The following is a 24472-nucleotide window of genomic DNA, read 5'->3' on the forward strand; positions in this document are numbered from 1 at the left end:
CGGTCAATGAAAAACCGGCGCCTGGCGCCGGTTTTTCATAACATTCCGAGCTTATCGTGATCCTGACAACTCGATTGAGTCGCCGATAAACGCTGCAACGCGATACAGAGCGAGTCATCATCGAATAAAGCATTCTTTCGAGCCGCAGCGCCTTTGCCGTCGCTCCACCTCTTCAGCCCTTGCCTCAATGCGGCGACCTCCGGCTCTACGCCCTCTCGATAAAGCAGCCAATCCACAGAGGCCAACAGCTCCATCCCGTAGGGTGACTCAAAGCCATCGATCAAATGGGCGGTAAACTCCAGCGCTGGCAAATAAGCCTTCGCCTCGCTATTGAGGTAGGTGTGTAAAAAAGCCTTGCGACCTTCATCAAACCAGATGACATCCATAGGCCCTGCATCGCTGATACGCTTTTCACAGTGCAAATAACTACCATCCAGGTTGTCCAGCAAGTGATCGAGGCGGTTGGCATAAGGGCCATACTTATGGGCAACAAACTGTAGCGCCAGAGGATTTTCAGGCGCCAGGCGCTCCAGAGAGCGCTCCAGAAACCATGCCAGTTTCTGAATCTCCAGAAGGCTGCACTCCATACCCAGAACCCAGTAACGACGCACCAGTTCAGCGATCAGGGCACGCGCAGGCGTCAGGCTTTCAACCCCACTGCGTTTGGACACGTTCTGATAGGTCCCCGTGGGCTCGAAAACCAGAATTTCCGAATCAACGTCACCCAGAATCGCTTCGATCTGCTCACGCACCAATGACCAGCTCAAACCTCCATTGCCGGCCCCCAAAGGAGGAATGGCAATGGACCCGACCTCATTCTGGACAATAAAATTGCGAAGATCGTGTAACCCCTCAATGATCCAGCTCAGTTGCGAAGGTGAACGCCAATGCTGCTTGGTTGGAAAGTTGACGATCCAGCGCGGCCCTTGCAACTCCTGCACCGGCGTGACAAACATTTTTCCTGTCACCACCTCATGGGCCTTGCACGCAGCCTTGTAGCGACGATAGTTATCGGTAAAGCGCTCCTTGAACATCAGCGCAATACCCTTGCCCATCACCCCTACCGTATTGACTGTATTGACCAGTGCTTCTGCCCTGGCCTCAAGCAGATTACCTTGCGTAAAACGGATCATCAAAAGTACCACCCTGGTCGAGCATGTACGGGCAGGTCCAACTGTCGTTGTCGAACTTCCTCGGTTACCCAGCGTTGCAAATCTTCGTTGTAGCAGACAATACCCAGCAGCGCTGCCACAGGCACATGCTCGTGGATAAGCGCTTCGGCCTGGTAGCGCTCCATTTTCCGCGGGTCATCCGGATCGCGCTTGAAATCGCGCTGCTGCAGGATCGCCCAGTCGAGGCGCTCAAGGTGCTGGAGGTCACTGTAATAGCCAGTCCAGTGAGGATAGGCATGCGCATCGGTAAAAACGAAACGCAGTCCAAGGGACTGCACATGGTACAGACTGGAGACCAGAATCAGGATTTCCTCGTTCAGACGCTGCTGAACGCCCCAGCCCGAGTGAATGTTTTTCATCATTACTGAAAACGGGGTGAAGTAAAACGGCACATAGTCGGACAGCGTACCACCCGGGTAGATAGGCACCTGACGCTGAGAGCGCTTGTCGATCAGATCCGGGTTGCCGATGTTGACGTACTGACGGGTAAGGCGACCCGTGGCAACGGCAGGAACGCCATTATCGAGCAACCATGGCAGGTTATCCCTGTGGACAATACGCCAAATGAGGGCTTTGCCTGAATTGAGATTTTTGTAGTTCATTCGGGAGGAAACATATGAGGATCGGCCTCGCCCCATAAACGACCAGGACAGTCCGTTGGTGAGCCAGCCCCTGACGGCGCGCTCGCCGATGGGGTAAGGGTTTTGGCAAATTGCGTGGCAAGAGCAGGCCCCGGTATTGGGCATTCAGCCATGCACACACGCTTGCACAGCTGATCATGATAGTCCCGTCGTTCCATCATGTCCCACCTAATCGTCTGGGCATGATCGCGTCTCATTGCCACGAGCATAAACGCAAGACAACATCGAATTCAGCGACGGACCCCGCTCTTGCTGTAAACCAGAGAGCAAAATCTGTAACAGCGCTTTGCTCTCTGGAAGGGCATGTATTACTGAATCTCCTCCGGCTTGACCACCACCCAGTTCTTGTCTGCCGTCACCGGCAGACCTTCCTTGGCCTGGGCCTCGGCGTTGCTCTTGATCATGCCGTCGAGCTGCTTCATGTACTTGTCCTTGCGGTTGATCCACAGGTGCACGCCGCCCTTGCTGACGTCGACCCCGTGGAACAGCATGTAGCCGTCGCTGCTCGGGGTATCGCCTGCCACCAGCACCGGTTTCTTCCATTGGTCGATGTAGGTCAGGATCGCGGCCTGCTTGCCGGCCATCCAGGTGGCCGGGGTCCACAGGTACGGGGTAATTTCCAGGTCCATGTTGGCCTTGGCGTCGTACTTGCCGGCGGTGATCTGCTTGCGTGCGGTGGTCAGTTCGCCGGTTTTCTTGTCCTTGAGCAGCATGGTCACACCGATGACGTTTTCCGGTTTGACGTTGTAGCCGTACTTGGGATCGGAGGCGACCATGCGCACCAGTTCTTCGGAGGCGGCGGTCATCACGTAGACCTCGATGCCGTTCTCCATCAGTTTCTTGTACAGCTCGGTCTGCCCGGTGAAGACCTTCGGCGGCTCGACATTAAGGGTTTTTACCGTGTCGCCGTCGTAGTAGGTCGCCGGGATCGGCTTGCCGAGCGCCATCAGCTCATCGACGTAGCCCTTGAGCTGCTGCAGGGTAAAGCCCGAGAACACCTGGGCCACCCACGGGTAGCAGACCATGTCGTCGAGTTCGCACAGGCGATAGTAGTAGCTGAACAGGCTTTCCTTGTGCTCGGCGGTGTCCTTGAAGGGAATCAGTTTCAGCGACGGGTCGAGGGTGTCGCGGGTGATCAGGCCCTTGCTTTCCATGTACGGCAGCAACGACTCTTCGAGGTCGAAGCGGTAACTGGTGTTGTCCATGTCGAACACCGCGTAGTTACCCTTGTTGGCGTTGGCGGTGATCATCGCCTCCAGCGCCTTGGCGGCAGGCTCTGGCCAGTGCTTCAAATCGGTGGCCGACGCCTGGCCTGTAATGGCCAGACCCAGGCAGAGCGCGACCGCTAACAATCCTCGCTGAAACTTCATGGTGATGCCCCTTCATGGTAGAGGCGTTCGACCGTAACAAAATCCTGTGACCACTTATGCATGCCTGCGACCCGTTACGGCCTCAATTGCGTCAGGCATCTGTCCGTTCACGACAGCGGGCCGCAAAAGCGACACTTTCATGACAAAAAAATGTCAGCCCTGGCGCCGTTCCCACACCTCGAAGTGATACGCCGGCTTGCCGTCTGCGGCAGCATTGGCCTGGGTCGACGCGAGTTGCCACTGCCCGGCGTCGAACTCCGGAAACCAGGCATCGCCTTCAGGCTCAAGCTCGACACGGGTCAGGTACAGGCGGTCGGCCTCGGGCAGCCCTTGCGCATACAGCTGCGCGCCGCCGATCAGCATCACCTCGCTGACGCCCTGCTCGCTCGCCCATTGTTCGGCACGCTGTACGGCCGCCTCCAGGGAAGCGAAGACCTCGGCGCCTTCCAGCATCAGGCCGCTCTGGCGGCTGACCACCAGGTTCAGCCGGCCCGGCAGCGGGCGACCCAGCGAGTCCCAGGTCTTGCGCCCCATGATGATCGGCTTGCCCAGGGTCATGGCCTTGAAGTATTTGAAATCCCCCGGCAAATGCCAGGGCATGGAATTGTCGATGCCGATCACCCGGTTGGCGGCCAGGGCGGCGATCAGGCTGAGGGGAAGTTGTTTTTTCATGTCGGCGAGAATACCAGAGCCACGGAACTGTTACCCCTCAAGCCCGCTCACAGCGGTATGCTGCCCGTTGGTATTTCTCAAAGAGACGCTGTGTGACTGCCCTGACTCCCCTCGATACCCTCTGGCTGACTGAAGCGGTGCGCCTGCGCGAGGCGCAGGCCGGCCCGCTCGATGACCTGCAAGCCTGTCGCCAGGCGCGTACCGCCCAGGGTGATCTGGCAACGCGTATCCAGCACCGCGCCCTGCATCTGGCCGAACGTGACGGCATGAAAGCCGCCCTGTATCGCTGGAAGCATGGTGCGCGCCTGGCGCTGATGCTGCTGATGCTGCTGTCGGTGGCCAGCGGCGCGGGCCTGGCCTTTGCCGCGCTGGGCGACGGGCGTGCACCGGTCAATGTGTTCTGGGCGCTGGGCAGCCTGCTGGGCGTCAACCTGCTGCTGTTGCTGGGCTGGTCGCTGGGCATGCTGTTCACCCGCCAGGGCAGCGCCAGCCTCGGGCAAGTGTGGTTGTGGCTCAGTGCCCGGCTGGCCCGCGATGCCCAGGCCGTGCAACTGGCACCCGCCCTGCTGGTGCTGCTGCAACGCCAACGCCTGGAGCGCTGGGCCCTGGGCCTGCTGAGCAACGGCTTGTGGCTGCTGGCCCTGCTCAGCGCGCTGGTGGTGATGCTGGCGCTGATGGCCACGCGGCGCTACGGGTTTGTCTGGGAAACCACGATCCTGGGCAGCGAGACGTTTGTCGGCCTGACCCAGGCCTTGGGCGCACTGCCCGCCTGGCTGGGCTTCAGTGTGCCGGACGCCGAGATGATCCGCGCCAGCGGCAACAGCCTCACCGGCCTGGAAGACGCCCGGCAGAGCTGGGCCGCCTGGCTGGTCGGGGTGCTGTTGATCTACGGCATCCTGCCGCGCCTGTTGCTGGCCGGGCTGTGCCTGTGGCGCTGGCGGCGTGGGCGCCAGGCCCTGCGGCTGGACCTCGAAGACCCCGCCTACCTGCAGTTGCGCGAGCGCCTGATGCCCAGTAGCGAGCGGTTGGGGGTCAACGATGCGGCACCGGCGCAGGTGCATCAGGTCAGTGCGCCCACGGCGGCGATGACCCGCAATGGCGCCGTGCTGGTGGCCATCGAGCTGGACGATCAACAGCCCTGGCCACCCGCACACGCCGACAGCGTGGTGAATGCCGGGGTGCTCGACAGCCGCGAGTCGCGCCATCGTCTGCTCGAACACCTGGCCCACACGCCGCCGGCCCGCCTGCTGATCGCCTGCGACCCGCGCCGCTCGCCGGATCGCGGCAGCCTGGCGCTGATCGCCGAGCTGGCGCGCAATGCCGGCGCCACCCGTCTGTGGCTGCTGCCAGCGCCGCCGGGGCAGCAGCTTGATCCCGAGCGCCTGGACGACTGGCAAGTGGCACTGCGCGACCTGCAACTGACGTGCACCGACAGCGCCCCGATGAACTGGCTGGAGACAGGCCATGACTGAAGCCTTGCCCGTGCTGAAGCTGGCGGTGGTCGGCCACACCAATGTCGGCAAGACCTCGCTGCTGCGCACCCTGACCCGTGACGTGACCTTCGGCGAGGTGTCACATCGCCCCAGCACCACCCGGCATGTCGAGGGCGCACGCCTGTCGGTGGACGGCCAGGCACTGCTGGAGCTGTACGATACGCCGGGCCTTGAAGACGCCATCGACCTGCTCGATTACCTGGAGCGCGTGGCCGCCGAACAGCGCCTGGACGGCCCGGCGCGGCTGGCGCTGTTTCTGCAAGGCAGCGAGGCGCGCCAGCGCTTCGAGCAGGAAGCCAAGGTGCTGCGCCAGTTGCTGGCGTGTGATGCCGGGCTGTACGTGATCGACGCCCGCGAACCGGTGCTGGCCAAGTACCGCGATGAACTGGCGGTGCTGGCCAGCTGTGGCAAGCCATTGCTGCCGGTGCTCAATTTTGTCAGCAGCCCGCAACAGCGCGAAGCCGACTGGCGCGAGGCGCTGTCACGCCTGGGCCTGCATGCGCTGGTGCGTTTCGACAGCGTCGCGCCGCCGCAAGACGGCGAGCGCCGCCTGTATGAAAGCCTGGCCCTGCTGCTGGAAAGCGCCCGGCCACGCCTGGAAATGCTGATTGCCGACATCGAGGTGCAACGCCAGGCCCGCTATCACAGCGCAACGCGACTGATTGCCGACCTGTTGATCGACTGTGCGGCCTGCCGGCGCAGTGTCGAATCGCGCGAAGCGCCCGAGCGTCAGGCCATCGAAGCGCTGCACCAGGCGGTGCGCCAGCGCGAGCAACGCTGTGTCGAAAGCCTGCTCACGCTGTATGCCTTTCGGGTCCAGGATGCGGCGGCCAGCCATCTGCCGCTGCTCGACGGGCGCTGGGGCGACGACCTGTTCAACCCCGAGACCCTGCGTCTGCTCGGCATAAGGGTCGGCGGTGGCGTGGCCGCCGGCGCAGCGGCCGGTGCCGGGGTCGACCTGCTGGTCGGCGGCATCACCCTGGGCGCGGCGGCACTGGTCGGGGCGATTGCCGGTGGCGCACTGCTGACGGCACGCAGCTACGGCGGCCGCTTGCTGGGCAAGCTCAGGGGCCTGCGCGAGCTGACCGTGGACGACAGCGTGCTGCGCCTGCTGGCCCTGCGTCAGCGCCAGTTGTTGCAGGCTCTGAGCGTGCGCGGCCATGCGGCAATGACCAGCATCGAACTGGCCGACCCGCAGGATGATCACTGGCGCCAGGGTAAACTGCCCGAGCCGCTGCGCAAGGCGCGGGCGCATCCGCAATGGTCGGCGCTCAACGCCCATCCCCGGCTGAGCCAGGCCGAACGGCAGGAAACCCTGGAGGCGCTGGCGCAGGTGCTGGAGAGCTGACACTAATGCCCGCTGATTGAACGTGTGGGGGGGCAGCAACGGCTGGCGAATGCTTCGGTACCGACGCAGCAGATGTGCCGGCTTTGTTGTCCTCATCGCCGCCTCTCACAGGTCCGCGCAATGCCCGGCCATCATCTATCGCTACTGTAAAGCCGTGCAGCCCGGTATCATCCCGCGCCCGTGATGACCGTCTGCCAGAACCGATAATGAAACCCACCCTGATTGCCGCTGCTGAAATCGACCGCCTTGAAACCTGGGCCAAATACGCCAGCCACATGTGCGGAGGCTGCATTTCCAGTTGCTGCACCCTGCCGGTGGAAGTGAAGATCAAGGACTTGATCCGCATCGGTGTGGTCGATGAGTTCGAAAGCGGCGAGCCGCCCAAGAACATCGCCAAGCGCCTGCTCAAGGAAGGGACTATCGAGCGCTACAACCAGAAGAGCGGGATTTTCACCCTGCAGCGCATGAGCAACAACGACTGCCTGTACCTGGACCGCAAGAGCCGGCTGTGCACCATCTACGAAAAGCGCCCCGACACCTGCCGCAGCCACCCGAAGATCGGCCCGCGCCCGGGCTACTGCGCCTATAAGCCCAAGGCGGTGGAGCGCAACACAAGCGGCACGCTGAACGCCAACTCGGGCCGGGTGCCGCTCAAGTTCTGATGAGACTCAGGGCTTGTCGCGCAGTAGACATCGGGCCCGGTAGGAGCGCGCTTGCCGGAATGCCGGACCACCGCGACCGAGTGCGCAGCGCTCGCAAAATCTGTGAAACGCTGAAATTTTACGACTGCTAACGCAGCCGGTCGCGGTGTCCGGCATTCCGGCAGAGCGCGCACCTACATCCGCCGGTGCCAGTAGCACACACAAAAACGCCCCCGGTCTTGCGACCGGGGGCGTTTTGTTTTCAGCCGGTTAACCGATTACTCAGTTCTTGGCTTTCTTGGCAGCGCGGGTACGCTCGCTTTCGTCCAGGATCTTCTTGCGAAGACGGATGGATTTCGGCGTCACTTCGCACAGCTCGTCTTCCTGGATGTATTCCAGGGCCTGTTCCAGGGTGAACTTCACTGGCGGAACCAGGGCGATGGTTTCGTCTTTACCCGAAGCACGCATGTTGTCGAGCTTCTTGCCCTTGGTAGGGTTGACGCCCAGGTCGTTGTCGCGGCTGTTCTGGCCGACGATCTGACCGTTGTAGATTTCCTGGCCGTGCTCGACGAACAGCTTGCCGCGCGCCTGCAGGGTTTCCAGCGAGTAGGTCAGCGCCTTGCCGGTCTCGACCGAAACCAGAACGCCGTTCTGACGGCCGGACATGTGGCCCGACTTGACGGTGTCATAGCGATCGAAGATCGAGGTCAGGATGCCGGCACCGTTGGTCAGGGTCAGGAACTGGTTACGGAAACCGATCAGACCACGTGCAGGGATGTTGTATTCCAGACGCACACGGCCCTTGCCATCCGGCACCATGTTGCTCAGGTCGCCTTTACGCAGGCCCATCTCTTCCATGACCTTGCCCTGCGCTTCTTCAGGGATGTCGATGGTGACGTTTTCGAACGGTTCCTGCTTGACGCCGTCGACTTCGCGGATGATCACTTCAGGACGGCCCAGGGCCAGCTCGAAGCCTTCGCGACGCATGGTTTCGATCAGTACCGAGAGGTGCAGCTCACCACGGCCGGAAACCTTGAACTTGTCGGCCGAGTCGCCTTCTTCAACGCGCAGGGCAACGTTGTACAGCAGCTCCTTGTCCAGACGGTCCTTGATGTTACGGCTGGTCACGAACTTGCCTTCTTTACCGCAGAATGGCGAGTCGTTGACCTGGAAGGTCATGGAAACGGTTGGCTCGTCGACGGTCAGCGGCTTCATCGCCTCGACCGTGTCCGGGTGGCACAGGGTGTCGGAAATGAACAGCGAGTCCATGCCGCTGATGCAGACGATGTCGCCGGCGGCAGCTTCTTCGACGTCGATGCGGTGCAGACCGTGGTGACCCATCAGCTTCAGGATACGACCGTTGCGACGCTTGCCGTCGGCACCGATGGCCACGACCGGCGTGTTCGGCTTGACGCGACCACGGGCGATACGGCCAACGCCGATCACACCCAGGAAGCTGTTGTAGTCCAGAGCGGAGATCTGCATCTGGAACGCGCCGTCACGGTCAACGGCCGGTGGCGGTACGTGGTCGACAACGGCCTGGTACAGCGGGGTCATGTCTTCGGCCATGTCGGTGTGATCCAGACCGGCAATGCCGTTCAGGGCCGAGGCGTAGACGACCTGGAAGTCCAGTTGTTCTTCGGTGGCGCCCAGGTTGTCGAACAGATCGAAGATCTGGTCCAGAACCCAGTCAGGACGCGCGCCCGGACGGTCGACCTTGTTGATGACCACGATCGGACGCAGGCCGGCTTCGAAAGCCTTCTTGGTCACGAAGCGGGTTTGCGGCATAGGGCCGTCCTGGGCGTCGACCAGCAGCAGTACGGAGTCGACCATCGACATCACGCGCTCTACTTCGCCGCCGAAGTCGGCGTGGCCCGGGGTGTCCACGATGTTGATGTGGTAGCCGTTCCAGTTGATGGCGGTGTTTTTCGCCAGAATGGTAATACCGCGCTCTTTCTCCTGGTCGTTGGAGTCCATCACGCGCTCGTCGTTGAGCTCGTTGCGCTCAAGAGTGCCGGACTGACGCAGCAGCTTGTCGACCAGTGTGGTTTTACCGTGGTCAACGTGCGCGATGATGGCGATGTTACGGAGATTTTCGATCACTTGTGTATCTCGATCAGAGGATTCGGTCTGCTGCCGGTTGAGGGCAGCGATTAACGTTTGAAGCTTGAGGCGTCGGCCGATGCACTAGGCGTCGGGGGGCCGGTGACGCAAGCCACAGGCAAACAGCCCCGGGCGTTTAGCTCGGTCGATATACGCGCACATTGGCATACCCCTCACTGAGCAGATGGTGAGCATGCAGGCGGCTCATGACGCCTTTGTCGCAATACAAAAGGTACTGGCGATTACCGTCCAGTTCCTTGAAACGGCTGTTCAATGCATAGAACGGCAGCGTCTGTACTTCTATGCCCGGCACGTGCAGCGGCTGGTCTTCCTGGGCATCCGGGTGACGGATGTCGACGATGACGTGGCCGGCCAGGGCTTGTTGGACTTCTTCAACCTCGACATGCTGGCCCAGGTCGTCGATCACCTGATCAACGGTCACCAGGCGGGCGCGCTCCAGGGCGCGGTCCAGCACCGCCATGTCGAAGCGGGTTTCTTCATGCTCGACGCGGTTGCGCTTGGCATGGGTCTTGGGGTTGACCGAAATCACCCCGCAATATTCAGGCATGTGCCGGGCGAACTCGGCCGTGCCGATCTTCGTCGCCAGGTTGACGATGTCCTGCTTGTCGGTCGCGATCAGCGGCCGCAGCACCAGCTTGTCGGTCACCGAATCGATGAGGCTCAGGTTCGGCAGGGTCTGGCTCGACACCTGGGAAATCGCCTCGCCGGTGACCAGCACGTCGATCTCCAGGCGTTCGGCCATGGCCGAGGCTGCGCGTAACATCATACGCTTCAACACTACACCCATATGACTGTCATCGACGTTTTGCAGAATTTCGCCCAGAACTTCTTCGAACGGCACGCTGACGAACAGCACGCGCTGGGAGCTGCCGTATTTTTTCCAGATGAAATGCGCGACTTCCATCACGCCCAGTTCGTGGGCACGGCCGCCCAAGTTGAAGAAGCAGAAATGCGTGACCAGGCCGCGGCGCATGATCTGATAGGCCGCCACGGTGGAGTCGAAACCGCCCGACATCAACACCAGGGTCTGCTCCAGCGCGCCCAGCGGGTAGCCGCCCAGGCCCTGGTGCTGGCTGTGGATCACGAACAGGCGCTGGTCACGGATCTCCATGCGCACCACCAGCTCGGGCTGCTTCAGCTCGATGCCGGCGGCGCCACATTGACGGCGCAGCTGGCTGCCCACGTAACGCTCGACCTCCATGGAGGTGAACGTGTGCCGGCCGGCACGCTTGCAGCGCACCGAAAACACCTTGCCGGGCAACAGGTCTTCGTAGTGCGCCTTGCATTTGGCGACGATGTCGTCGAAGTCGCCCAGCGGGTATTCGGCCACTTGCAGGAACTGGTTGATCCCGGGCATGCAGCTCAGGCGCTCGGTAATGCCCTGCAGGATCTTCGGATCGGTCAGCCGGGTTTCGACTTCCAGGTTGTCCCACACGCCGCCCACGACGATGTCAGCATCCAGCTCACGCAGGACGGTACGGATGTTCTTGGCCAGCTGGCGAATGAACTTCTTGCGCACCGGCGGGCTTTTGATGGTGATTTCGGGGAAAACTTTGACGATCAGTTTCATAGAAACAATGCGCGTGGGGCCAGCTAAAAAAGAGGGGCGCGGATTATAGCGGAAATTGCTCAAGGTTTAACCAGTTATCGTATGCCCGATCATCGGCGCACCAAAAACGAACACTTGCAGCAAATTCAGCCTCATGATGGTGCACATATTTTGCCGAAAATCCGCCTGCGTGCATTTAACGCTTGGATTTGGGGCGCAGAACCCAACTCAGGGCACTGGCATGCAAATTGCTCCCTTGTGAGGCAGGTTGCCATGGCAGAGTATTCTGCGCCGTGCATCACCCAAATCGTCGGGGCCAACACCAAGCAGCGGCCTCAAGTCACCCGGAGGACACCATGTCGAAGTCGGTTCAACTCATCAAAGATCATGACGTTAAATGGATTGATCTGCGCTTCACCGATACCAAGGGCAAGCAGCAGCACGTCACCATGCCGGCGCGCGATGCGCTGGACGACGACTTCTTTGAAGTCGGCAAGATGTTCGACGGTTCCTCCATCGAAGGCTGGAAAGGCATCGAAGCCTCCGACATGATCCTGCTGCCGGACGACGACTCGGCCGTACTGGACCCGTTCACCGAAGAGCCGACCCTGATCCTGGTCTGCGACATCATCGAACCGTCGACCATGCAGGGCTATGACCGCGACCCGCGCGCCATCGCTCACCGTGCCGAGGAATACCTCAAGACCACCGGCATCGGCGACACCGTGTTCGTCGGTCCAGAGCCTGAATTCTTCATCTTCGACTCGGTCAAGTACAAGTCCGACATCTCCGGCTCCATGTTCAAGATCTTCTCCGAGCAAGGCTCGTGGATGACTGACCAGGACGTCGAAGGCGGCAACAAGGGCCACCGTCCAGGCGTCAAGGGCGGCTACTTCCCGGTGCCACCGGTCGACCACGACCACGAAATCCGTACTGCCATGTGCAACGCACTGGAAGAAATGGGCCAGTTCGTCGAAGTGCACCACCACGAAGTGGCCACGGCCGGCCAGAACGAAATCGGCGTGAAATTCAACACGCTGGTCAAGAAGGCTGACGAAGTCCAGACCCTGAAGTACGTTGTCCACAACGTGGCCGACGCCTATGGCCGTACCGCCACCTTCATGCCCAAGCCCCTGTACGGCGACAACGGTTCGGGCATGCACGTGCACATGTCGATCGCCAAAGACGGCAAGAACACCTTCGCCGGCGAAGGCTATGCCGGCCTGTCCGACACTGCCCTGTACTTCATCGGCGGTATCATCAAGCACGGCAAGGCCCTGAACGGCTTCACCAACCCGGCCACCAACTCCTACAAGCGTCTGGTGCCAGGCTTCGAAGCCCCGGTCATGCTGGCCTACTCGGCCCGTAACCGCTCGGCCTCGATCCGTATTCCTTACGTCTCCAGCCCGCGCGGCCGTCGTATCGAAGCCCGTTTCCCGGATCCGGCTGCCAACCCGTACCTGGCCTTCGCTGCCCTGCTGATGGCAGGCCTGGACGGTATCCAGAACAAGATCCACCCAGGCGATGCCGCCGACAAGAACCTGTATGACCTGCCGCCTGAAGAGGCCAAAGAGATTCCACAGGTTTGCGGCAGCCTGAAAGAAGCCCTGGAAGAGCTGGACAAGGGCCGTGCATTCCTGACCAAGGGCGGCGTGTTCTCCGACGACTTCATCGATGCCTACATCGAGCTGAAGAGCCACGAAGAAATCAAGGTCCGCACCTTCGTACACCCGCTGGAATACGATCTGTACTACAGCTGCTGATTGCACCGCGCGGGCTTGTCCTGCGTAACGAACAAGGTCACCTTCGGGTGGCCTTTTTCGTTTCTGGCACATACACACACCCGCCGCCCCAGACGCGGTACATATCTACCGCTGGCGCTGTGCGGCTCTCTGGCAGTCTTGCAGTGCGCACCGGTGCCGGCATGAATCGACACCTGCGCGCAGCCCTCAACCACGCTGACACGAGAGACCCCATGCGCCTGCCGCTAGCGACTGCACTCCTGGCCTTGATGCACCTGCCTTTCACCTTCGCCCAGGCAACGGAACCGGGCAGCACGGCCATGGGGCCGCTCTTGCAGGCCATTCATGGGCGCCTGGCCCTGGCCGATCAGGTTGCCTTGAGCAAATGGGACAGCGGCAAGGCCGTCGAGGACGCGGCGCGTGAGCGGCAGGTCATCGCCAACGCCAGGGCCCGTGCGCCGGCATTCAACCTGGATCCCGACAGGGTCGAGCGGTTGTTCCGTGCCCAGATCGAGGCCAGCAAGCAGGTGCAGAATGCACGACTCAGCCAATGGCGCACGGCAGGCCGGGCACCGGACACCCCCAGGCAGGACCTGGCGCAGGACATCCGCCCTGAACTCGACCGCTTGCAGACACAACTGCTTCAGTCCTATGCAGACGTTCAACCTTTCCAGGCAGCCCCTGCGTGCAGGCGCTGGCTGAGCGCAGGCCTCGGACTGCTTCCCGGCGATCCGGTCCATGCCCAGGCGCTGGTCCTGGCCACTGCCGAGGTATGTGCCACCGACCCTTGATTTGTATTCGGCCGGGCCTCGCCTGCGCTGGCGCGGCTTATTTGACTGATCGGCATCAACCTGCGGGTGGCCTTTTTCGTTGTACAGGCGTTATCGTGGCGGCCATGACCAAAGACATGCAGCACACCCTCGACCTGACCGGTCCCGCCAGCCATACCCTGACCCGGGAGCCGGGCGTCGGCCTGCTGCGCATCGGGCCGGCTTCGCAAGGCAAGCAGGCCGACCTGCATGTCGAGGCACACGAAACGCCGGACTGGCACGTGTTCGATGCCTTCAGCACGCCGGCCGGCTCGCCCTGGCCCCGTGTGCTGCAGTACACCGGCAGCGACAGCGGCGTGTTCGCCTGGGCCTGCCAGCGGCCGATCGAAACCCTGCGCTGGACGCCGATCCTCACGCAAGACACCCGGATCGATGCCCGCCACAGTACGATTCAAATCCTGGCCGTGGACCTGAGCGCGCCGGGTGCTCACCTGCAACTGACGTTACCCGGACAACAGACCGGCGGCGCTCACCGGCACCTGAGCCTCAAGGGCGACCTGACACGCCTGAGCGTTGACGGCGACCTGCCCGACAGCCTGGACCTTGCGCCCACCACCCTCGCCCGCCGCACCGCCGCGCCTTTTGAGCTACCTGACCTGGGCGCCCTGCATCAGGTCGACACCCTGTCACTGCATAACGGCCCGATGGTGCAGCCGGTTTCACTCAGGGGCCTGGAACGCTTTAGCCATCTCAGGTCGCTGAGCCTGTACGGGCACTTCTGTGACCTTGAGCAACTGGCCAGCCATCGCGACCTGAGCACCCTGAACCTGCGCTTCATGCCGACGCTGGACGGGCTGCCCATGCTCGATCACTGGCCGCAACTGGAGCATTTCGTGGCCTTCAATGTCGAGGCCGAGGCCGGCAAGCGCCTGCGCCAGCAACTCAAGGCGCGCAGCAAGGTGCGGGCCTGGGCCGGGCATGCAGCGGTCAGCCAGTTGCGCAGCGCTGCGTGGTGGCAAAGCGAGTTCGGCCGTCCCTTTTCGGCCTGGCCCAAGCGGCAGGCCACCCTGGCCAACCAGGCGTTCGACCAGGCCCTGGCGCAGTTGGCCGAGGCACAGGACCTGACACAGGCCGAAACCGCCATCAGCACCTTTGCCTGCCGATTCAATGCCTTCAAGAACATCGAAACCGGCGAACGCGAAGACCTCGGCGAAGCGGTCTGGCAGCTCAGCCAGAGCAAGGATGCCCTGCGCCTGGGCGTGACCGAGGCGATGGCGCAGGGCTGGTTCGACCGGGCACGCCACTACTGAGGCCCACGCAATGTGCGCCGATGTGCATTATGCTGAGCGTCCATCGCGCCCCTTGATGCCGAGAAGTCCATGCGCCGTTATCTCGCCTGCCTGCTGCTGTTGATCTGCGTACCTGCCCTGGCGCAGATCTACAAGTACACCGATGCCAACGGCAATACCGCCTACAGCAGCCAGCCACCCGATGGCACCCGGGCCGAGACCGTCGAACTCAAGCCGCTCAACAGCATTGAGGCCCAGCCTCCGGTAGCGCCGCCGCCCAGCCAGAATGCGCCACAGACTCCGGCGCAACAGGCCAGCTATGACCAACTGGAACTGACCGACCTGCCAGCCGACGCCATCATTCGCGCCAACGACGGCACCTTCACGCTCAGCGTACGGGTGCAGCCGCGCCTGCAACCGGGCCATCGCCTGCAACTGCTGGTCGACGGCGAACCCTACGGCCAGCCCAGCAACCTGCCGCGCCTGCAGGTGGTCAACATCGATCGCGGCGAGCATCGCTTTGCGGTGCTGGTGCAAGACGCCCGGCGGATCATCCAGCAGAGCCCTGAGGTGACGCTGAGCATCATGCGCGCGGCCGTGGGCGGGTCCTGAGGTGAACCTGTCGCATTTCTTGTTGCTGTGCGTGCTGATGAGCGCAGGCCCGGCGCTGGCCGAGATCTATACCTACACCGACGCCCAGGGCAACCGCGTATTCACCGACCAGCCACGCAAGAATGCCAAGCGCGTGGAGGTGGCTCCGAGCAACACCATGACCGGCACGCCGCCGACCCGCCGCGTCAAGATCAGTCCGGCAGCGGCACCTCAGCCAGGCAAGCCGGCAGTGCCTTACTCCCTGCTGCGCATTCTGGTGCCCGAGCCCGATACCACCGTGCGCAATGCCGAGGGCAACCTGATCGTGACGGTCAACAGCGACCCGGCGTTGCAGGAAGGTCATGTGTATCGCCTGCTGCTCGACGGCCAGCCGGTTGCCGAACCGGGGCGCAGCCCGGTCTTCCCGCTGAGCCACATTGACCGGGGCACGCATCAATTGTCGGTGGAAATCCTCGACCGCAACGGCCGGCTGCTGGAAAAGACCCCCAGCCAGCCCTTTCACCTGCAACGCATCTCCCTGGCGCAGAAACGCCAGACCAACCCCTGCCAACTGCCCGAATACGGCGTCCGCCCGGAATGCCCGCTCAAGGACAAGCCAGAGCAGAAGAGCCGCTGGCTGCCCTTTTTCTGATAGGCCGGCCCCTGCGCTCCAGCAGCGGCGCCCTGCGCAAAAATATTGCAAGGCACTAAACTGGTGCATAAATAATCCGGCGCACCGGGCCCTGGCCCTGATTCGGTTCAATTTTGTCCATCCAAAGTCGCTGCCAAACAACAAGAGCACGAAAAAAGCCCGGTTTTTGTGGAAAACGCGCTTCTTTTCGGAGCCTTGGTTTGGTTCTTGCAACTTCATCCAGCACAGCATTCCGTTACGCATTGTTTCAGTGAAGGTGCGCAGGCTGGCAAATCCTCCCAGCATTCACCTTTCGCGATTGCCCTGTGCCAAAAGAGGTCACCCGGATTCATGACTATCAGCGACGCGCTGCACCGATTGTTACTCGACAATCTGACCACTGCGACGATCCTGCTCAACGCCGACTTGCGCCTTGAGTACATGAATCCCGCCGCAGAAATGCTGCTTGCCATCAGTGGCCAGCGCAGCCACGGGCAGTTCATCAGCGAACTATTCACCGAGTCCGCCGAAGCCCTCAGTTCGCTGCGCCAGGCCGTGGAGCATGCGCACCCGTTCACCAAGCGCGAAGCCATGCTCACGGCCCTGACCGGCCAGACCCTGACCGTCGACTACGCCGTCACGCCGATCCTGAACAAAGGCGAAACCCTGCTGCTGCTTGAGGTTCACCCGCGTGATCGCCTGCTGCGCATCACCAAGGAAGAGGCCCAGCTGTCCAAGCAGGAAACCACCAAGATGCTGGTGCGCGGCCTGGCCCACGAGATCAAGAACCCGCTGGGCGGGATTCGCGGAGCGGCCCAGTTGCTGGCCCGCGAGCTGCCCGAAGAGAGCCTCAAGGACTACACCAACGTCATCATCGAGGAGGCCGACCGCCTGCGTAATCTGGTCGACCGCATGCTGGGCTCCAACAAGCTGCCGTCGCTGGCCTCGACCAATATCCATGAAGTGCTCGAACGCGTCTGCAGCCTGGTCGATGCCGAAAGCCAGGGACGCATCACTCTGGTGCGCGACTATGACCCCAGCATTCCCGACGTACTGATCGACCGCGAGCAAATGATCCAGGCCGTGCTCAATATCGTGCGCAACGCCATGCAGGCCATCAACAGCCAGAACGAGCTGCGCCTGGGACGTATCACGTTGCGCAGCCGGGCCATGCGTCAGTTCACCATCGGCCATATCCGCCACCGGCTGGTCACCAAGGTCGAGATCATCGACAACGGCCCCGGCATCCCGGCCGAGCTTCAGGAAACCATCTTCTACCCGATGGTCAGCGGCCGCCCCGACGGTACCGGGCTGGGCCTGGCCATTACCCAGAACATCATCAGCCAGCACCAGGGCCTGATCGAGTGTGAAAGCCATCCTGGCCATACCAACTTCTCGATCTTCCTGCCGCTGGAACAAGGAGCCGCTTCGACATGAGCCGTAGTGAAACTGTCTGGATCGTAGATGACGATCGTTCCATCCGCTGGGTGCTGGAAAAAGCCCTGCAACAGGAAGGCATGACCACGCAGAGCTTCGACAGCGCCGATGGCGTCATGAGCCGCCTGGCCCGCCAGCAGCCGGACGTGATCATTTCCGACATCCGCATGCCCGGCGCCAGTGGCCTGGACCTGCTGGCGCGCATTCGTGAAGAGCACCCGCGCCTGCCGGTGATCATCATGACCGCGCATTCGGACCTCGACAGCGCCGTGGCGTCCTATCAGGGCGGTGCCTTCGAGTACCTGCCCAAGCCGTTCGATGTCGACGAAGCCGTCTCGCTGGTCAAGCGCGCCAACCAGCACGCCCAGGAACAACAGGGCCTGGACGTGCCGCAGGTGGTGGCCCGCACCCCGGAAATCATCGGCGAAGCGCCGGCGATGCAGGAAGTGTTTCGTGCCATCGGGCGCCTGAGCCACTCCAACATCACCGTGCTGATCAACGGCGAGTCCGGCACTGGCAAGGAGCTGGTGGCCCACGCCCTGCATCGCCACAGCCCGCGTGCCGTGGCACCGTTCATTGCCCTGAACATGGCGGCCATCCCCAAGGACCTGATGGAGTCGGAGCTGTTCGGCCACGAGAAAGGCGCCTTCACCGGCGCGGCCAACCTGCGCCGCGGCCGCTTCGAACAGGCCGATGGCGGCACGCTGTTTCTCGACGAAATCGGTGACATGCCGGCCGACACCCAGACCCGCCTGCTGCGCGTGCTGGCCGATGGCGAGTTCTACCGGGTCGGCGGTCACACGCCGGTCAAGGTCGACGTGCGCATCATCGCCGCCACCCACCAGAACCTTGAAACCCTGGTGCAGGCCGGCAAGTTCCGCGAAGACCTGTTCCACCGCCTGAACGTGATCCGCATCCACATTCCGCGCCTGTCGGACCGTCGTGAAGACATCCCGACCCTGGCCCGGCACTTTCTCAGCCGCGCGGCGCTGGAACTGGCGGTGGAACCCAAGCTGCTCAAGACCGAGACCGAGGAATACCTCAAGCACCTGCCGTGGCCGGGCAACGTGCGGCAGCTGGAAAACACCTGCCGCTGGATCACGGTCATGGCCTCGGGCCGCGAAGTGCACATCAGCGACCTGCCACCGGAACTGCTCAACGTCCCGCAGGACGCCGCCCCGGTCACCAACTGGGAGCAGGCCCTGCGCCAGTGGGCCGACCAGGCCTTGTCACGCGGGCAGTCCAACCTGCTCGACAGTGCCGTGCCGGCCTTCGAACGGATCATGATCGAGACCGCGCTCAAGCACACCGCCGGTCGTCGTCGCGATGCCGCCGTGCTGCTGGGCTGGGGCCGCAACACCTTGACCCGCAAGATCAAGGAACTGGGCATGAAGGTCGACGGCAGCGACGATGACGACGGCGAAGACAGCTGACGAAGGCGGGTCGCGGCCTTCGAGGCCGGACTGGTATTTTTGCCAGTTTACGCCCGCCACATTCGCTGATTAGCTCCTTGAAACAGCCTTGTCTTCCAGGGCTTCAAGGAGTTGATCGTGATGGAGTACACCCCCTTCCCCGAACTGCGGGAAATCAATGCGCGACTGCTGGCCTGCCTGCCGCCGCGCGCGTCCTTTCGATTGCGCAACCGCATCGTCGACTATGAAATCGCTGAGATGGCGGTGCTGTTTCGCACCGGCGAACTGAGCGCCGAGCAAGTGACCATTGCCTACCTGGCACGGATCTACGAACTCAACGGACCGTTCGAGGTGTACGACGACAATGGCGGCTTCAATGCCTTTGTGCGCATCGATGCCCAAGAGGCGCTGAGCCAGGCTCGCTGGGCTGACCTATGGCTGAACAACCCTGATGATCCACGCGGACCAGCCCCGGTGCTGTGCGGGATCGCGTTGGGGTTCAAGGACGTCATGGCGATCTGCGGGCGTGAAAGCAAGAACGGCACCCACGCCTTCGACACCAATGTTGCTCACCACGATGCCACCATCGTCGCCCGTCTGCGCGAACAGGGGGCAGTGTTGCTGGGCCATACCATCTGCTCGGAATACTCCGGCAGCGTGCATGGCGATTTCGGTGCCAATGCCTGGGACCCGACCCGGGTGCCTGGTGGCTCCAGTTCCGGCTCCGGCATTGCCCCGGTCGCACGCCTGTGTGCCGGTGCGCTGGCCGCAGAAACCGGCGGCTCGCTGATCACCCCGGCGGCGGCCAACGGTGCCAGTGGCATCAAGCCCTCTTTAGGCCTGGCCTCGACCGCCGGCCTGATGCCACTGCTCATGGGCTGGGATGTACCGGGCACCATCGCCCGCTCGATACGCGATGCCTCGCTGATTCTGTCAGCCATCAGTGGCCTGGACCCGCTCAATGACCCCCTGACCCTGTCGCAACCCATCCCGGCGCTGCAACTGCCTTGCGCACCACGTCCGGGCCCCACGCCGTTGGCGGGTATCACCATCGGCATCCCGCAGACCGACTGGATGTTCCCCGATGGGCTGGGCCAGCCGCCAGCCAGCCTCTATGACACCGATTACCGCGAAGCCTTCGAGCGCTTCAAGGCACAACTGACCGGGCTGGGTGCACGGGTGCTGGATTTTCCCGGCCTCGACATGACGCAGTCGCAGAACCGCCCGTACTATGGTGCCGGCCCTATTTTCGATACCCCGGATCCTTTTATGCGCCTGACACCGGCGGCTTTGACCAGCTATCCGGTGCAATACGAGGCGCGCTACTGGAAAGCGGTGGCCGATTTTGCCGTACGCCGCCCGTCGCCTTATCGTGAAGAGTTGCTGAAAAATTTCAATGCACAGTTTTATAAGGCGGTTATCGAGCAGGTGCCTTATTCGTTAATCGTCGAGGCTGACCAACGTCGACGGCGGCAACAGCAAGTGTGGTATCAGGCGCTGCATGAGCACGACGTGGACTTCATGCTGGTGATGCCGCTGGGCTCGCACATTGGCTTGCGTTTCGGCCTGGAGCGGGCTGAAAACGGTTTGCAGGTACGACGCACCTACTATGATCTGCCCAACGCGCTGGGCTGGCCGATGGTGACCTTTCCGATCGGGCATGGCCGTACCGGTGTGCCTGCCTCCTTGCCGATCAACGCAGCGTTCTGGGGAACGCGCTTTGCTGAGGTACAGATTATCCAGGCCGCGCTGGATTTCCAGGCGCACTACCCGCAGTACCACGATGCGGCGCCGCCGACGCCTCGATTCGACCTGTACAGCAAACGCCCGGATAACATGCCCAGGGTCCGGGACATAGCCCCGCACGACTCCACCGATCCGCTGGTCATTGAGCGGGGCAGAACATGGACATGAGCACCTTTTACAGCATTGCCTGGAAGCCGATGCGCAACCCGGCCTTGTTGCCGGCCGATACCGGGCAGGCACCCCGGGTGTTTTTCAGCATTGCCTGGCAGGCGCCGCTGCGGCCGTTGTACTACCCGGCCGACACCGCGCACCTGCACCTCACTCAGCCAGTGAAGGCCGGGCCCACAGGTTGATCCCTCCTTCCACGGCAAAGCGATCGATCGCGGCCAGTTCTTCGGCGCTGAACGCCAGGTTGTTCAGCGCCGCGACGTTCTCGATGATCTGCTCGGGGCGGCTGGCACCGATCAGCGCCGACGTCACCCGCGGATCGCGCAGGGTCCAGGCCAGGGCCATTTGCGCCAGGCTCTGGCCACGGCTGCGGGCGATCTCGTTGAGCGCCCGCACATGGGCCAGGTTCTGCTCCGACAGATGCTCGGCCTTGAGCGAGCCGCCACCGGGGCGATTGACCCGGGCGTCTTGCGGCACGCCATTGAGGTATTTGTCGGACAGCAGGCCCTGGGCCAGGGCAGTAAAGGCAATGACCCCGGCACCCAGCTCATCGGTGGTGTCGAGCAGGTCCTTTTCCACCCAGCGATTGAGCAGGTTGTAGGCCGGCTGGTGGATCAGCAGCGGGACGTTCCACTGTTTGAGCAAGGCGGCCATTTCCCGGGTCTTGCTGCCCGAATACGACGAGATGCCGATGTACAGCGCCTTGCCCTGTTGCACGGCGGTGGCCAGGGCACCGGCGGTTTCTTCCAGCGGCGTGTCGGGGTCAAAGCGGTGCGAGTAAAAGATATCCACATAGTCGAGCCCCAGGCGTTGCAGGCTCTGGTCGAGGCTGGCCAGCACGTACTTGCGCGAGCCACCGCCCTGACCATAAGGACCGGGCCACATGTCCCAGCCGGCCTTGGTGGAGATGATCAACTCGTCGCGGTAGGCCGTGAAGTCTTCGCGCAACAGCCGGCCGAAGTTCACCTCGGCGCTGCCATAGGGTGGGCCGTAGTTATTGGCCAGGTCGAAATGGGTGATGCCCAGGTCAAATGCAGTGCGCAGCATGGCGCGCTGGGTTTCGATCGGCGTGCTGTCGCCGAAGTTGTGCCACAGGCCCAGTGACAAGGCCGGCAGCAGCAAGCCACTGCGGCCGGTACGGCGGTAGAGCATGTCGGTGTAGCGATTATCGGCTGCGATGTAAGTCATGAAAAATCCCTGAAAAAAGTAATGGCCCCATCGCCGGCAAGCCGCCTCCCACACGACCGCGCCCTACACAAAACAGATGCCCGACGTGCTCCTGTGGGAGGGGGCTTGCCCGCGATGGCGTCAGCGCAGTTGCACCTGCCAGGTCGCGCTCTGGATATCGACACGCTTGGGCAGCAAACGGTTATCGAAGAACAGATCAGCGGTCGCCTGTTGCGCCTGGATGATTGCGGGCGTGATCGGCAGCACCGGCGACACCGGGCGATGGTCGATGTACAGGCCGATCACTTCGCCGGGCAGGCCCATGCTGCGGCTCAGTATCTGCACGCTCTGTTCGCGCTGGCTGCGGGTCAAATCATCGGCGGCCGTCAGTTCGTCCAGCACTTGCTGGACGAACTCCGGGTGCTGCCCGGCAAAACCGCGGCGGGCGGTGTACACCGGTCCCGACAGGCCAAGCCCGCTGCCATCGGCCAGCAACCGGCTCTGGCCTTCGACGAGCGCAATGGAGTAGTACGGGTCCCAGATGGCCCAGGCCTCGACACTGCCGTTTTCGAATGCGGCGCGGGCATCGGCCGGGCTCAGGTAGACGGGCTGGATATCCTTGAAGCCCAGCCCGGCCTTGAGCAGCGCACGCAGCACCAGGTTGTGTGCGCTGGAGCCCTTTTGCAGCGCCACCTTGCGGCCCTTGAGTTCGGCCACGCTGCGCAGCGGGCTGTCCTTGCGCACCAGAATCACTTCAGCCTCAGGCTTGGCCGGTTCGGCGCCGACGTACACCAGATCGGCACCGGCCACCTGGGCGAAGATCGGCGGAATGTCACCGGTAGAGGCGATGTCCAGGCTGCCGATATTCAGCGCCTCCAGCATCTGCGGCCCGGCGGGGAATTCGATCCATTTGATCGCGGTGCCGGCAAAACGCTTTTCCAGCAGGCCGTGCTCCTTGGCCAGCACCAGCGGGATCGAGCCCTTCTGATAGCCGATGCGCAGCGTGTCGGGGTCGGCCGCTGCAGCGTTAGCCACCAGGCTGAAGACAGCCAGGGCGGCGGCGATAAAAGCGAGTGGTTTCATGAAGTCATCCTTTGCCTGTCAGTACGCCGTCGCCGGCAAGCCGCCTCCCACAAGCCATTCAGGGGCGCTGCGACAGCGTGGAAAATGGGTGGGCCAATCATTCAAACGGGTTGGCGGGCCGCTGCAGCCCGAGATTTTCGCGCAGCGTCGTGCCTTCGTATTCGGTGCGGAACAGGCCACGCCGTTGCAGTTCAGGCACCAGCAGGCGGGCCACGTCTTCCAGTCCGCCAGGCAAATGCGGCACCAGCACGTTGAAACCGTCGGCCGCGCCGTTTTCGAACCATAGCTGCATCTGGTCGGCGACCTGAGCGGGCGTGCCGATCAGGCTGTAGTGCCCACGCCCACCGGCAATCCGGCGGCCCAGTTGGGCCAGGTTCAGCCCCTCGCGTTGAGCCAGCGCGGTGAGCAATTGCTGCCGGCTGCGCTGGCCGCTGTCGGTCAGTGGCAGCTCGGGCAGCGGGCCGTCCAGCGGGTAGCCGGACAGGTCGAAATTGCCCAGCATCCGCCCCAGCAACGCCACCCCGACTTCAGGTTCCACCAGGTTCTGGAACGACTCGAAGGTGGCCTGGGCCTGCGACTCGGTTTCAGCCACCACGACCAGCACGCCGGGCATGATCTTCAGCGATTCGGGGCTACGGCCATACGCGGCCAGCCGGCCCTTGAGATCGGCATAGAATGCCTGGGCGCAGGTTAACGATGTCTGGGCGGTAAACACCACTTCGGCGGTACGCGCCGCCAGGTCGCGGCCGACCTCGGACGAGCCGGCCTGCACCACCACCGGCTGGCCCTGGGGCGAGCGGGCCACATTGAGCGGCCCCCTGACCCGGAAGAACTCGCCATGATGGTCCAGCACCTGCACCTTGGCCGGGTCGTAGTACTGACCGCTGGCCTTGTCACGGGTAAAGGCATCATCGGCCCAACTGTTCCACAGGCCGGTTACCACTTGGTGAAACTCCTGCGCCCGGCGGTAGCGCTCGGCATGCCCGACGTGCTCGTCCAGGCCGAAATTCTGCGCCTCGGCGGCGGCGTCGGAGGTCACCAGGTTCCAGCCCGCACGCCCACCGGACAGATGATCGAGTGAGGCAAACTTACGCGCCACGTGATACGGCTCGTTGTAGGTGGTGGTCGCCGTGGCGATCAGGCCGATGTGCCCGGTGACCGCGCTCAGGGCCGCAAGCAGAGTCAGGGGCTCGAAGTGATCAGAGCGCGCCATGCGGCTGGCCACCTCGCCGGTTGCCGCGGCCACGCTGTCGGCCACGAACAACGCATCGAAGCACGCCGCTTGCGCGACTTCGGCCAGATGCCGGTAGTGCTTGAAGTCGAGCCCGGCGTCGGCCGGGACGTCCGGGTGCCGCCAGGCCGCCACGTGGTGCCCGGTGGCCATGAGAAAGGCGCCCAGTTTCATCTGTCGTGCCGGCGTGTTCAT

At 62.8% G+C, this 24472-nt stretch carries 21 protein-coding genes; 12 read left to right on the plus strand and 9 right to left on the minus strand.

Annotation, left to right across the window (positions count from 1 at the left end):
• Window positions 1-35 precede the first annotated feature (35 nt).
• From darG to DGA31_RS20270, 4 genes are all read right to left on the minus strand, one after another.
• Window positions 36-1133, minus strand: coding sequence for a type II toxin-antitoxin system antitoxin DNA ADP-ribosyl glycohydrolase DarG (gene darG, locus DGA31_RS20255; RefSeq protein WP_109513749.1), 1098 nt, complete (start codon window positions 1131-1133; stop codon window positions 36-38).
• Window positions 1133-1774 carry a type II toxin-antitoxin system toxin DNA ADP-ribosyl transferase DarT gene (gene darT, locus DGA31_RS20260; RefSeq protein ID WP_109513750.1) on the minus strand — a complete coding sequence of 214 codons (642 nt, stop codon included), beginning with the start codon at window positions 1772-1774 and terminating at the stop codon, window positions 1133-1135. Before darT ends, darG begins: the two co-directional genes overlap by 1 nt.
• A 347-nt stretch (window positions 1775-2121) precedes the next feature.
• Window positions 2122-3183, minus strand: a complete 1062-nt coding sequence (locus tag DGA31_RS20265; RefSeq protein WP_109513751.1) for an HAD family hydrolase — start codon at window positions 3181-3183, stop codon at window positions 2122-2124.
• A gap of 153 nt (window positions 3184-3336) precedes the next feature.
• Window positions 3337-3855: a dihydrofolate reductase gene (locus DGA31_RS20270; RefSeq protein ID WP_109513752.1), complete on the minus strand. Its 519-nt coding sequence runs from the start codon at window positions 3853-3855 to the stop codon at window positions 3337-3339.
• Between the two features lie 92 nt (window positions 3856-3947).
• Here DGA31_RS20270 and DGA31_RS20275 point away from each other — a divergent pair, with 92 nt between their 5' ends.
• The 3 genes from DGA31_RS20275 to DGA31_RS20285 all read left to right on the plus strand — a co-directional run bounded on the left by DGA31_RS20275 (window position 3948) and on the right by DGA31_RS20285 (window position 7358).
• Entirely contained in the window at window positions 3948-5327 is a 1380-nt protein-coding gene (locus tag DGA31_RS20275) for a DUF2868 domain-containing protein (RefSeq protein ID WP_109513753.1), read from the plus strand.
• Entirely contained in the window at window positions 5320-6696 is a 1377-nt protein-coding gene (locus tag DGA31_RS20280; RefSeq protein ID WP_109513754.1) for a DUF3482 domain-containing protein, read from the plus strand. Before DGA31_RS20275 ends, DGA31_RS20280 begins: the two co-directional genes overlap by 8 nt.
• A 206-nt stretch (window positions 6697-6902) precedes the next feature.
• Window positions 6903-7358 carry a YkgJ family cysteine cluster protein gene (locus tag DGA31_RS20285; protein WP_056840483.1) on the plus strand — a complete coding sequence of 152 codons (456 nt, stop codon included), beginning with the start codon at window positions 6903-6905 and terminating at the stop codon, window positions 7356-7358.
• A gap of 261 nt (window positions 7359-7619) precedes the next feature.
• Here DGA31_RS20285 and typA read toward each other — a convergent pair whose 3' ends face one another.
• Window positions 7620-9440 carry a translational GTPase TypA gene (typA, locus tag DGA31_RS20290; RefSeq protein ID WP_056840482.1) on the minus strand — a complete coding sequence of 607 codons (1821 nt, stop codon included), beginning with the start codon at window positions 9438-9440 and terminating at the stop codon, window positions 7620-7622.
• A 136-nt stretch (window positions 9441-9576) separates the two neighbouring features.
• Window positions 9577-11031: a tRNA uracil 4-sulfurtransferase ThiI gene (gene thiI, locus DGA31_RS20295; protein ID WP_109513755.1), complete on the minus strand. Its 1455-nt coding sequence runs from the start codon at window positions 11029-11031 to the stop codon at window positions 9577-9579.
• A 335-nt stretch (window positions 11032-11366) separates the two neighbouring features.
• Between thiI and glnA the strand changes: the two genes are divergently transcribed.
• The 9 genes from glnA (at window position 11367) to DGA31_RS20345 (ending at window position 20981) form a co-directional block, all read left to right on the plus strand.
• Entirely contained in the window at window positions 11367-12773 is a 1407-nt protein-coding gene (glnA, locus tag DGA31_RS20305) for a glutamate--ammonia ligase (protein ID WP_056840480.1), read from the plus strand.
• Between the two features lie 212 nt (window positions 12774-12985).
• The gene (locus DGA31_RS20310; protein WP_109513756.1) at window positions 12986-13543 is read left to right on the plus strand and encodes a chorismate mutase; all 558 of its coding nucleotides are present in this window, start codon (window positions 12986-12988) and stop codon (window positions 13541-13543) included.
• Between the two features lie 104 nt (window positions 13544-13647).
• Window positions 13648-14832: a hypothetical protein gene (locus DGA31_RS20315; RefSeq protein ID WP_109513757.1), complete on the plus strand. Its 1185-nt coding sequence runs from the start codon at window positions 13648-13650 to the stop codon at window positions 14830-14832.
• Between the two features lie 69 nt (window positions 14833-14901).
• Window positions 14902-15423 (plus strand): DUF4124 domain-containing protein, encoded by a 522-nt coding sequence (locus DGA31_RS20320; RefSeq protein WP_056840478.1) that lies wholly within the window; start codon window positions 14902-14904, stop codon window positions 15421-15423.
• A 37-nt stretch (window positions 15424-15460) separates the two neighbouring features.
• Window positions 15461-16054, plus strand: a complete 594-nt coding sequence (locus DGA31_RS20325) for a DUF4124 domain-containing protein (RefSeq protein ID WP_056840812.1) — start codon at window positions 15461-15463, stop codon at window positions 16052-16054.
• Between the two features lie 330 nt (window positions 16055-16384).
• A complete protein-coding gene (gene glnL / locus DGA31_RS20330) occupies window positions 16385-17470 on the plus strand; it encodes a nitrogen regulation protein NR(II) (RefSeq protein WP_056840477.1) in 1086 nt (361 codons plus the stop codon).
• Complete coding sequence (gene ntrC / locus DGA31_RS20335; RefSeq protein WP_056840476.1) at window positions 17467-18903, plus strand: nitrogen regulation protein NR(I); 1437 nt, start codon at window positions 17467-17469, stop codon at window positions 18901-18903. Before glnL ends, ntrC begins: the two co-directional genes overlap by 4 nt.
• Before the next feature lie 120 nt (window positions 18904-19023).
• A complete protein-coding gene (locus DGA31_RS20340) occupies window positions 19024-20796 on the plus strand; it encodes an amidase (RefSeq protein ID WP_056840475.1) in 1773 nt (590 codons plus the stop codon).
• Window positions 20793-20981, plus strand: coding sequence for a hypothetical protein (locus DGA31_RS20345; RefSeq protein WP_152035062.1), 189 nt, complete (start codon window positions 20793-20795; stop codon window positions 20979-20981). The genes DGA31_RS20340 and DGA31_RS20345 overlap by 4 nt, the downstream gene beginning before the upstream one ends.
• On the opposite strand, the gene mgrA is transcribed toward DGA31_RS20345, so the two are convergent.
• From mgrA to DGA31_RS20360, 3 genes are all read right to left on the minus strand, one after another.
• Window positions 20947-21984 (minus strand): L-glyceraldehyde 3-phosphate reductase, encoded by a 1038-nt coding sequence (gene mgrA / locus DGA31_RS20350; protein ID WP_109513759.1) that lies wholly within the window; start codon window positions 21982-21984, stop codon window positions 20947-20949. The genes DGA31_RS20345 and mgrA overlap by 35 nt on opposite strands.
• 120 nt (window positions 21985-22104) lie before the next feature.
• Window positions 22105-23046 (minus strand): sulfonate ABC transporter substrate-binding protein, encoded by a 942-nt coding sequence (locus DGA31_RS20355; RefSeq protein WP_109513760.1) that lies wholly within the window; start codon window positions 23044-23046, stop codon window positions 22105-22107.
• A 97-nt stretch (window positions 23047-23143) separates the two neighbouring features.
• Entirely contained in the window at window positions 23144-24472 is a 1329-nt protein-coding gene (locus DGA31_RS20360; RefSeq protein WP_109513761.1) for an LLM class flavin-dependent oxidoreductase, read from the minus strand.

The sequence above is a fragment of the Pseudomonas ovata genome (assembly GCF_003131185.1).
Classification (GTDB): Bacteria; Pseudomonadota; Gammaproteobacteria; order Pseudomonadales; family Pseudomonadaceae; genus Aquipseudomonas; species Aquipseudomonas ovata.

What these genes read in the sequence shown, in the direction of transcription:
- DGA31_RS20310 (WP_109513756.1), top strand. Translation starts at nt 12,986, where the DNA reads ATGCGCCTGCCGCTAGCGACTGCACTCCTGGCCTTGATGCACCTGCCT.
- DGA31_RS20320 (WP_056840478.1), top strand. Translation starts at nt 14,902, where the DNA reads ATGCGCCGTTATCTCGCCTGCCTGCTGCTGTTGATCTGCGTACCTGCC.
- DGA31_RS20285 (WP_056840483.1), top strand. Translation starts at nt 6,903, where the DNA reads ATGAAACCCACCCTGATTGCCGCTGCTGAAATCGACCGCCTTGAAACC.
- glnA (WP_056840480.1), top strand. Translation starts at nt 11,367, where the DNA reads ATGTCGAAGTCGGTTCAACTCATCAAAGATCATGACGTTAAATGGATT.
- DGA31_RS20360 (WP_109513761.1), bottom strand. Translation starts at nt 24,472, where the DNA reads ATGAACACGCCGGCACGACAGATGAAACTGGGCGCCTTTCTCATGGCC.
- darT (WP_109513750.1), bottom strand. Translation starts at nt 1,774, where the DNA reads ATGAACTACAAAAATCTCAATTCAGGCAAAGCCCTCATTTGGCGTATT.
- ntrC (WP_056840476.1), top strand. Translation starts at nt 17,467, where the DNA reads ATGAGCCGTAGTGAAACTGTCTGGATCGTAGATGACGATCGTTCCATC.
- DGA31_RS20340 (WP_056840475.1), top strand. Translation starts at nt 19,024, where the DNA reads ATGGAGTACACCCCCTTCCCCGAACTGCGGGAAATCAATGCGCGACTG.
- DGA31_RS20265 (WP_109513751.1), bottom strand. Translation starts at nt 3,183, where the DNA reads ATGAAGTTTCAGCGAGGATTGTTAGCGGTCGCGCTCTGCCTGGGTCTG.
- DGA31_RS20315 (WP_109513757.1), top strand. Translation starts at nt 13,648, where the DNA reads ATGACCAAAGACATGCAGCACACCCTCGACCTGACCGGTCCCGCCAGC.
- thiI (WP_109513755.1), bottom strand. Translation starts at nt 11,031, where the DNA reads ATGAAACTGATCGTCAAAGTTTTCCCCGAAATCACCATCAAAAGCCCG.
- DGA31_RS20270 (WP_109513752.1), bottom strand. Translation starts at nt 3,855, where the DNA reads ATGAAAAAACAACTTCCCCTCAGCCTGATCGCCGCCCTGGCCGCCAAC.
- DGA31_RS20325 (WP_056840812.1), top strand. Translation starts at nt 15,461, where the DNA reads ATGAGCGCAGGCCCGGCGCTGGCCGAGATCTATACCTACACCGACGCC.
- darG (WP_109513749.1), bottom strand. Translation starts at nt 1,133, where the DNA reads ATGATCCGTTTTACGCAAGGTAATCTGCTTGAGGCCAGGGCAGAAGCA.
- DGA31_RS20280 (WP_109513754.1), top strand. Translation starts at nt 5,320, where the DNA reads ATGACTGAAGCCTTGCCCGTGCTGAAGCTGGCGGTGGTCGGCCACACC.
- mgrA (WP_109513759.1), bottom strand. Translation starts at nt 21,984, where the DNA reads ATGACTTACATCGCAGCCGATAATCGCTACACCGACATGCTCTACCGC.
- DGA31_RS20355 (WP_109513760.1), bottom strand. Translation starts at nt 23,046, where the DNA reads ATGAAACCACTCGCTTTTATCGCCGCCGCCCTGGCTGTCTTCAGCCTG.
- DGA31_RS20345 (WP_152035062.1), top strand. Translation starts at nt 20,793, where the DNA reads ATGAGCACCTTTTACAGCATTGCCTGGAAGCCGATGCGCAACCCGGCC.
- glnL (WP_056840477.1), top strand. Translation starts at nt 16,385, where the DNA reads ATGACTATCAGCGACGCGCTGCACCGATTGTTACTCGACAATCTGACC.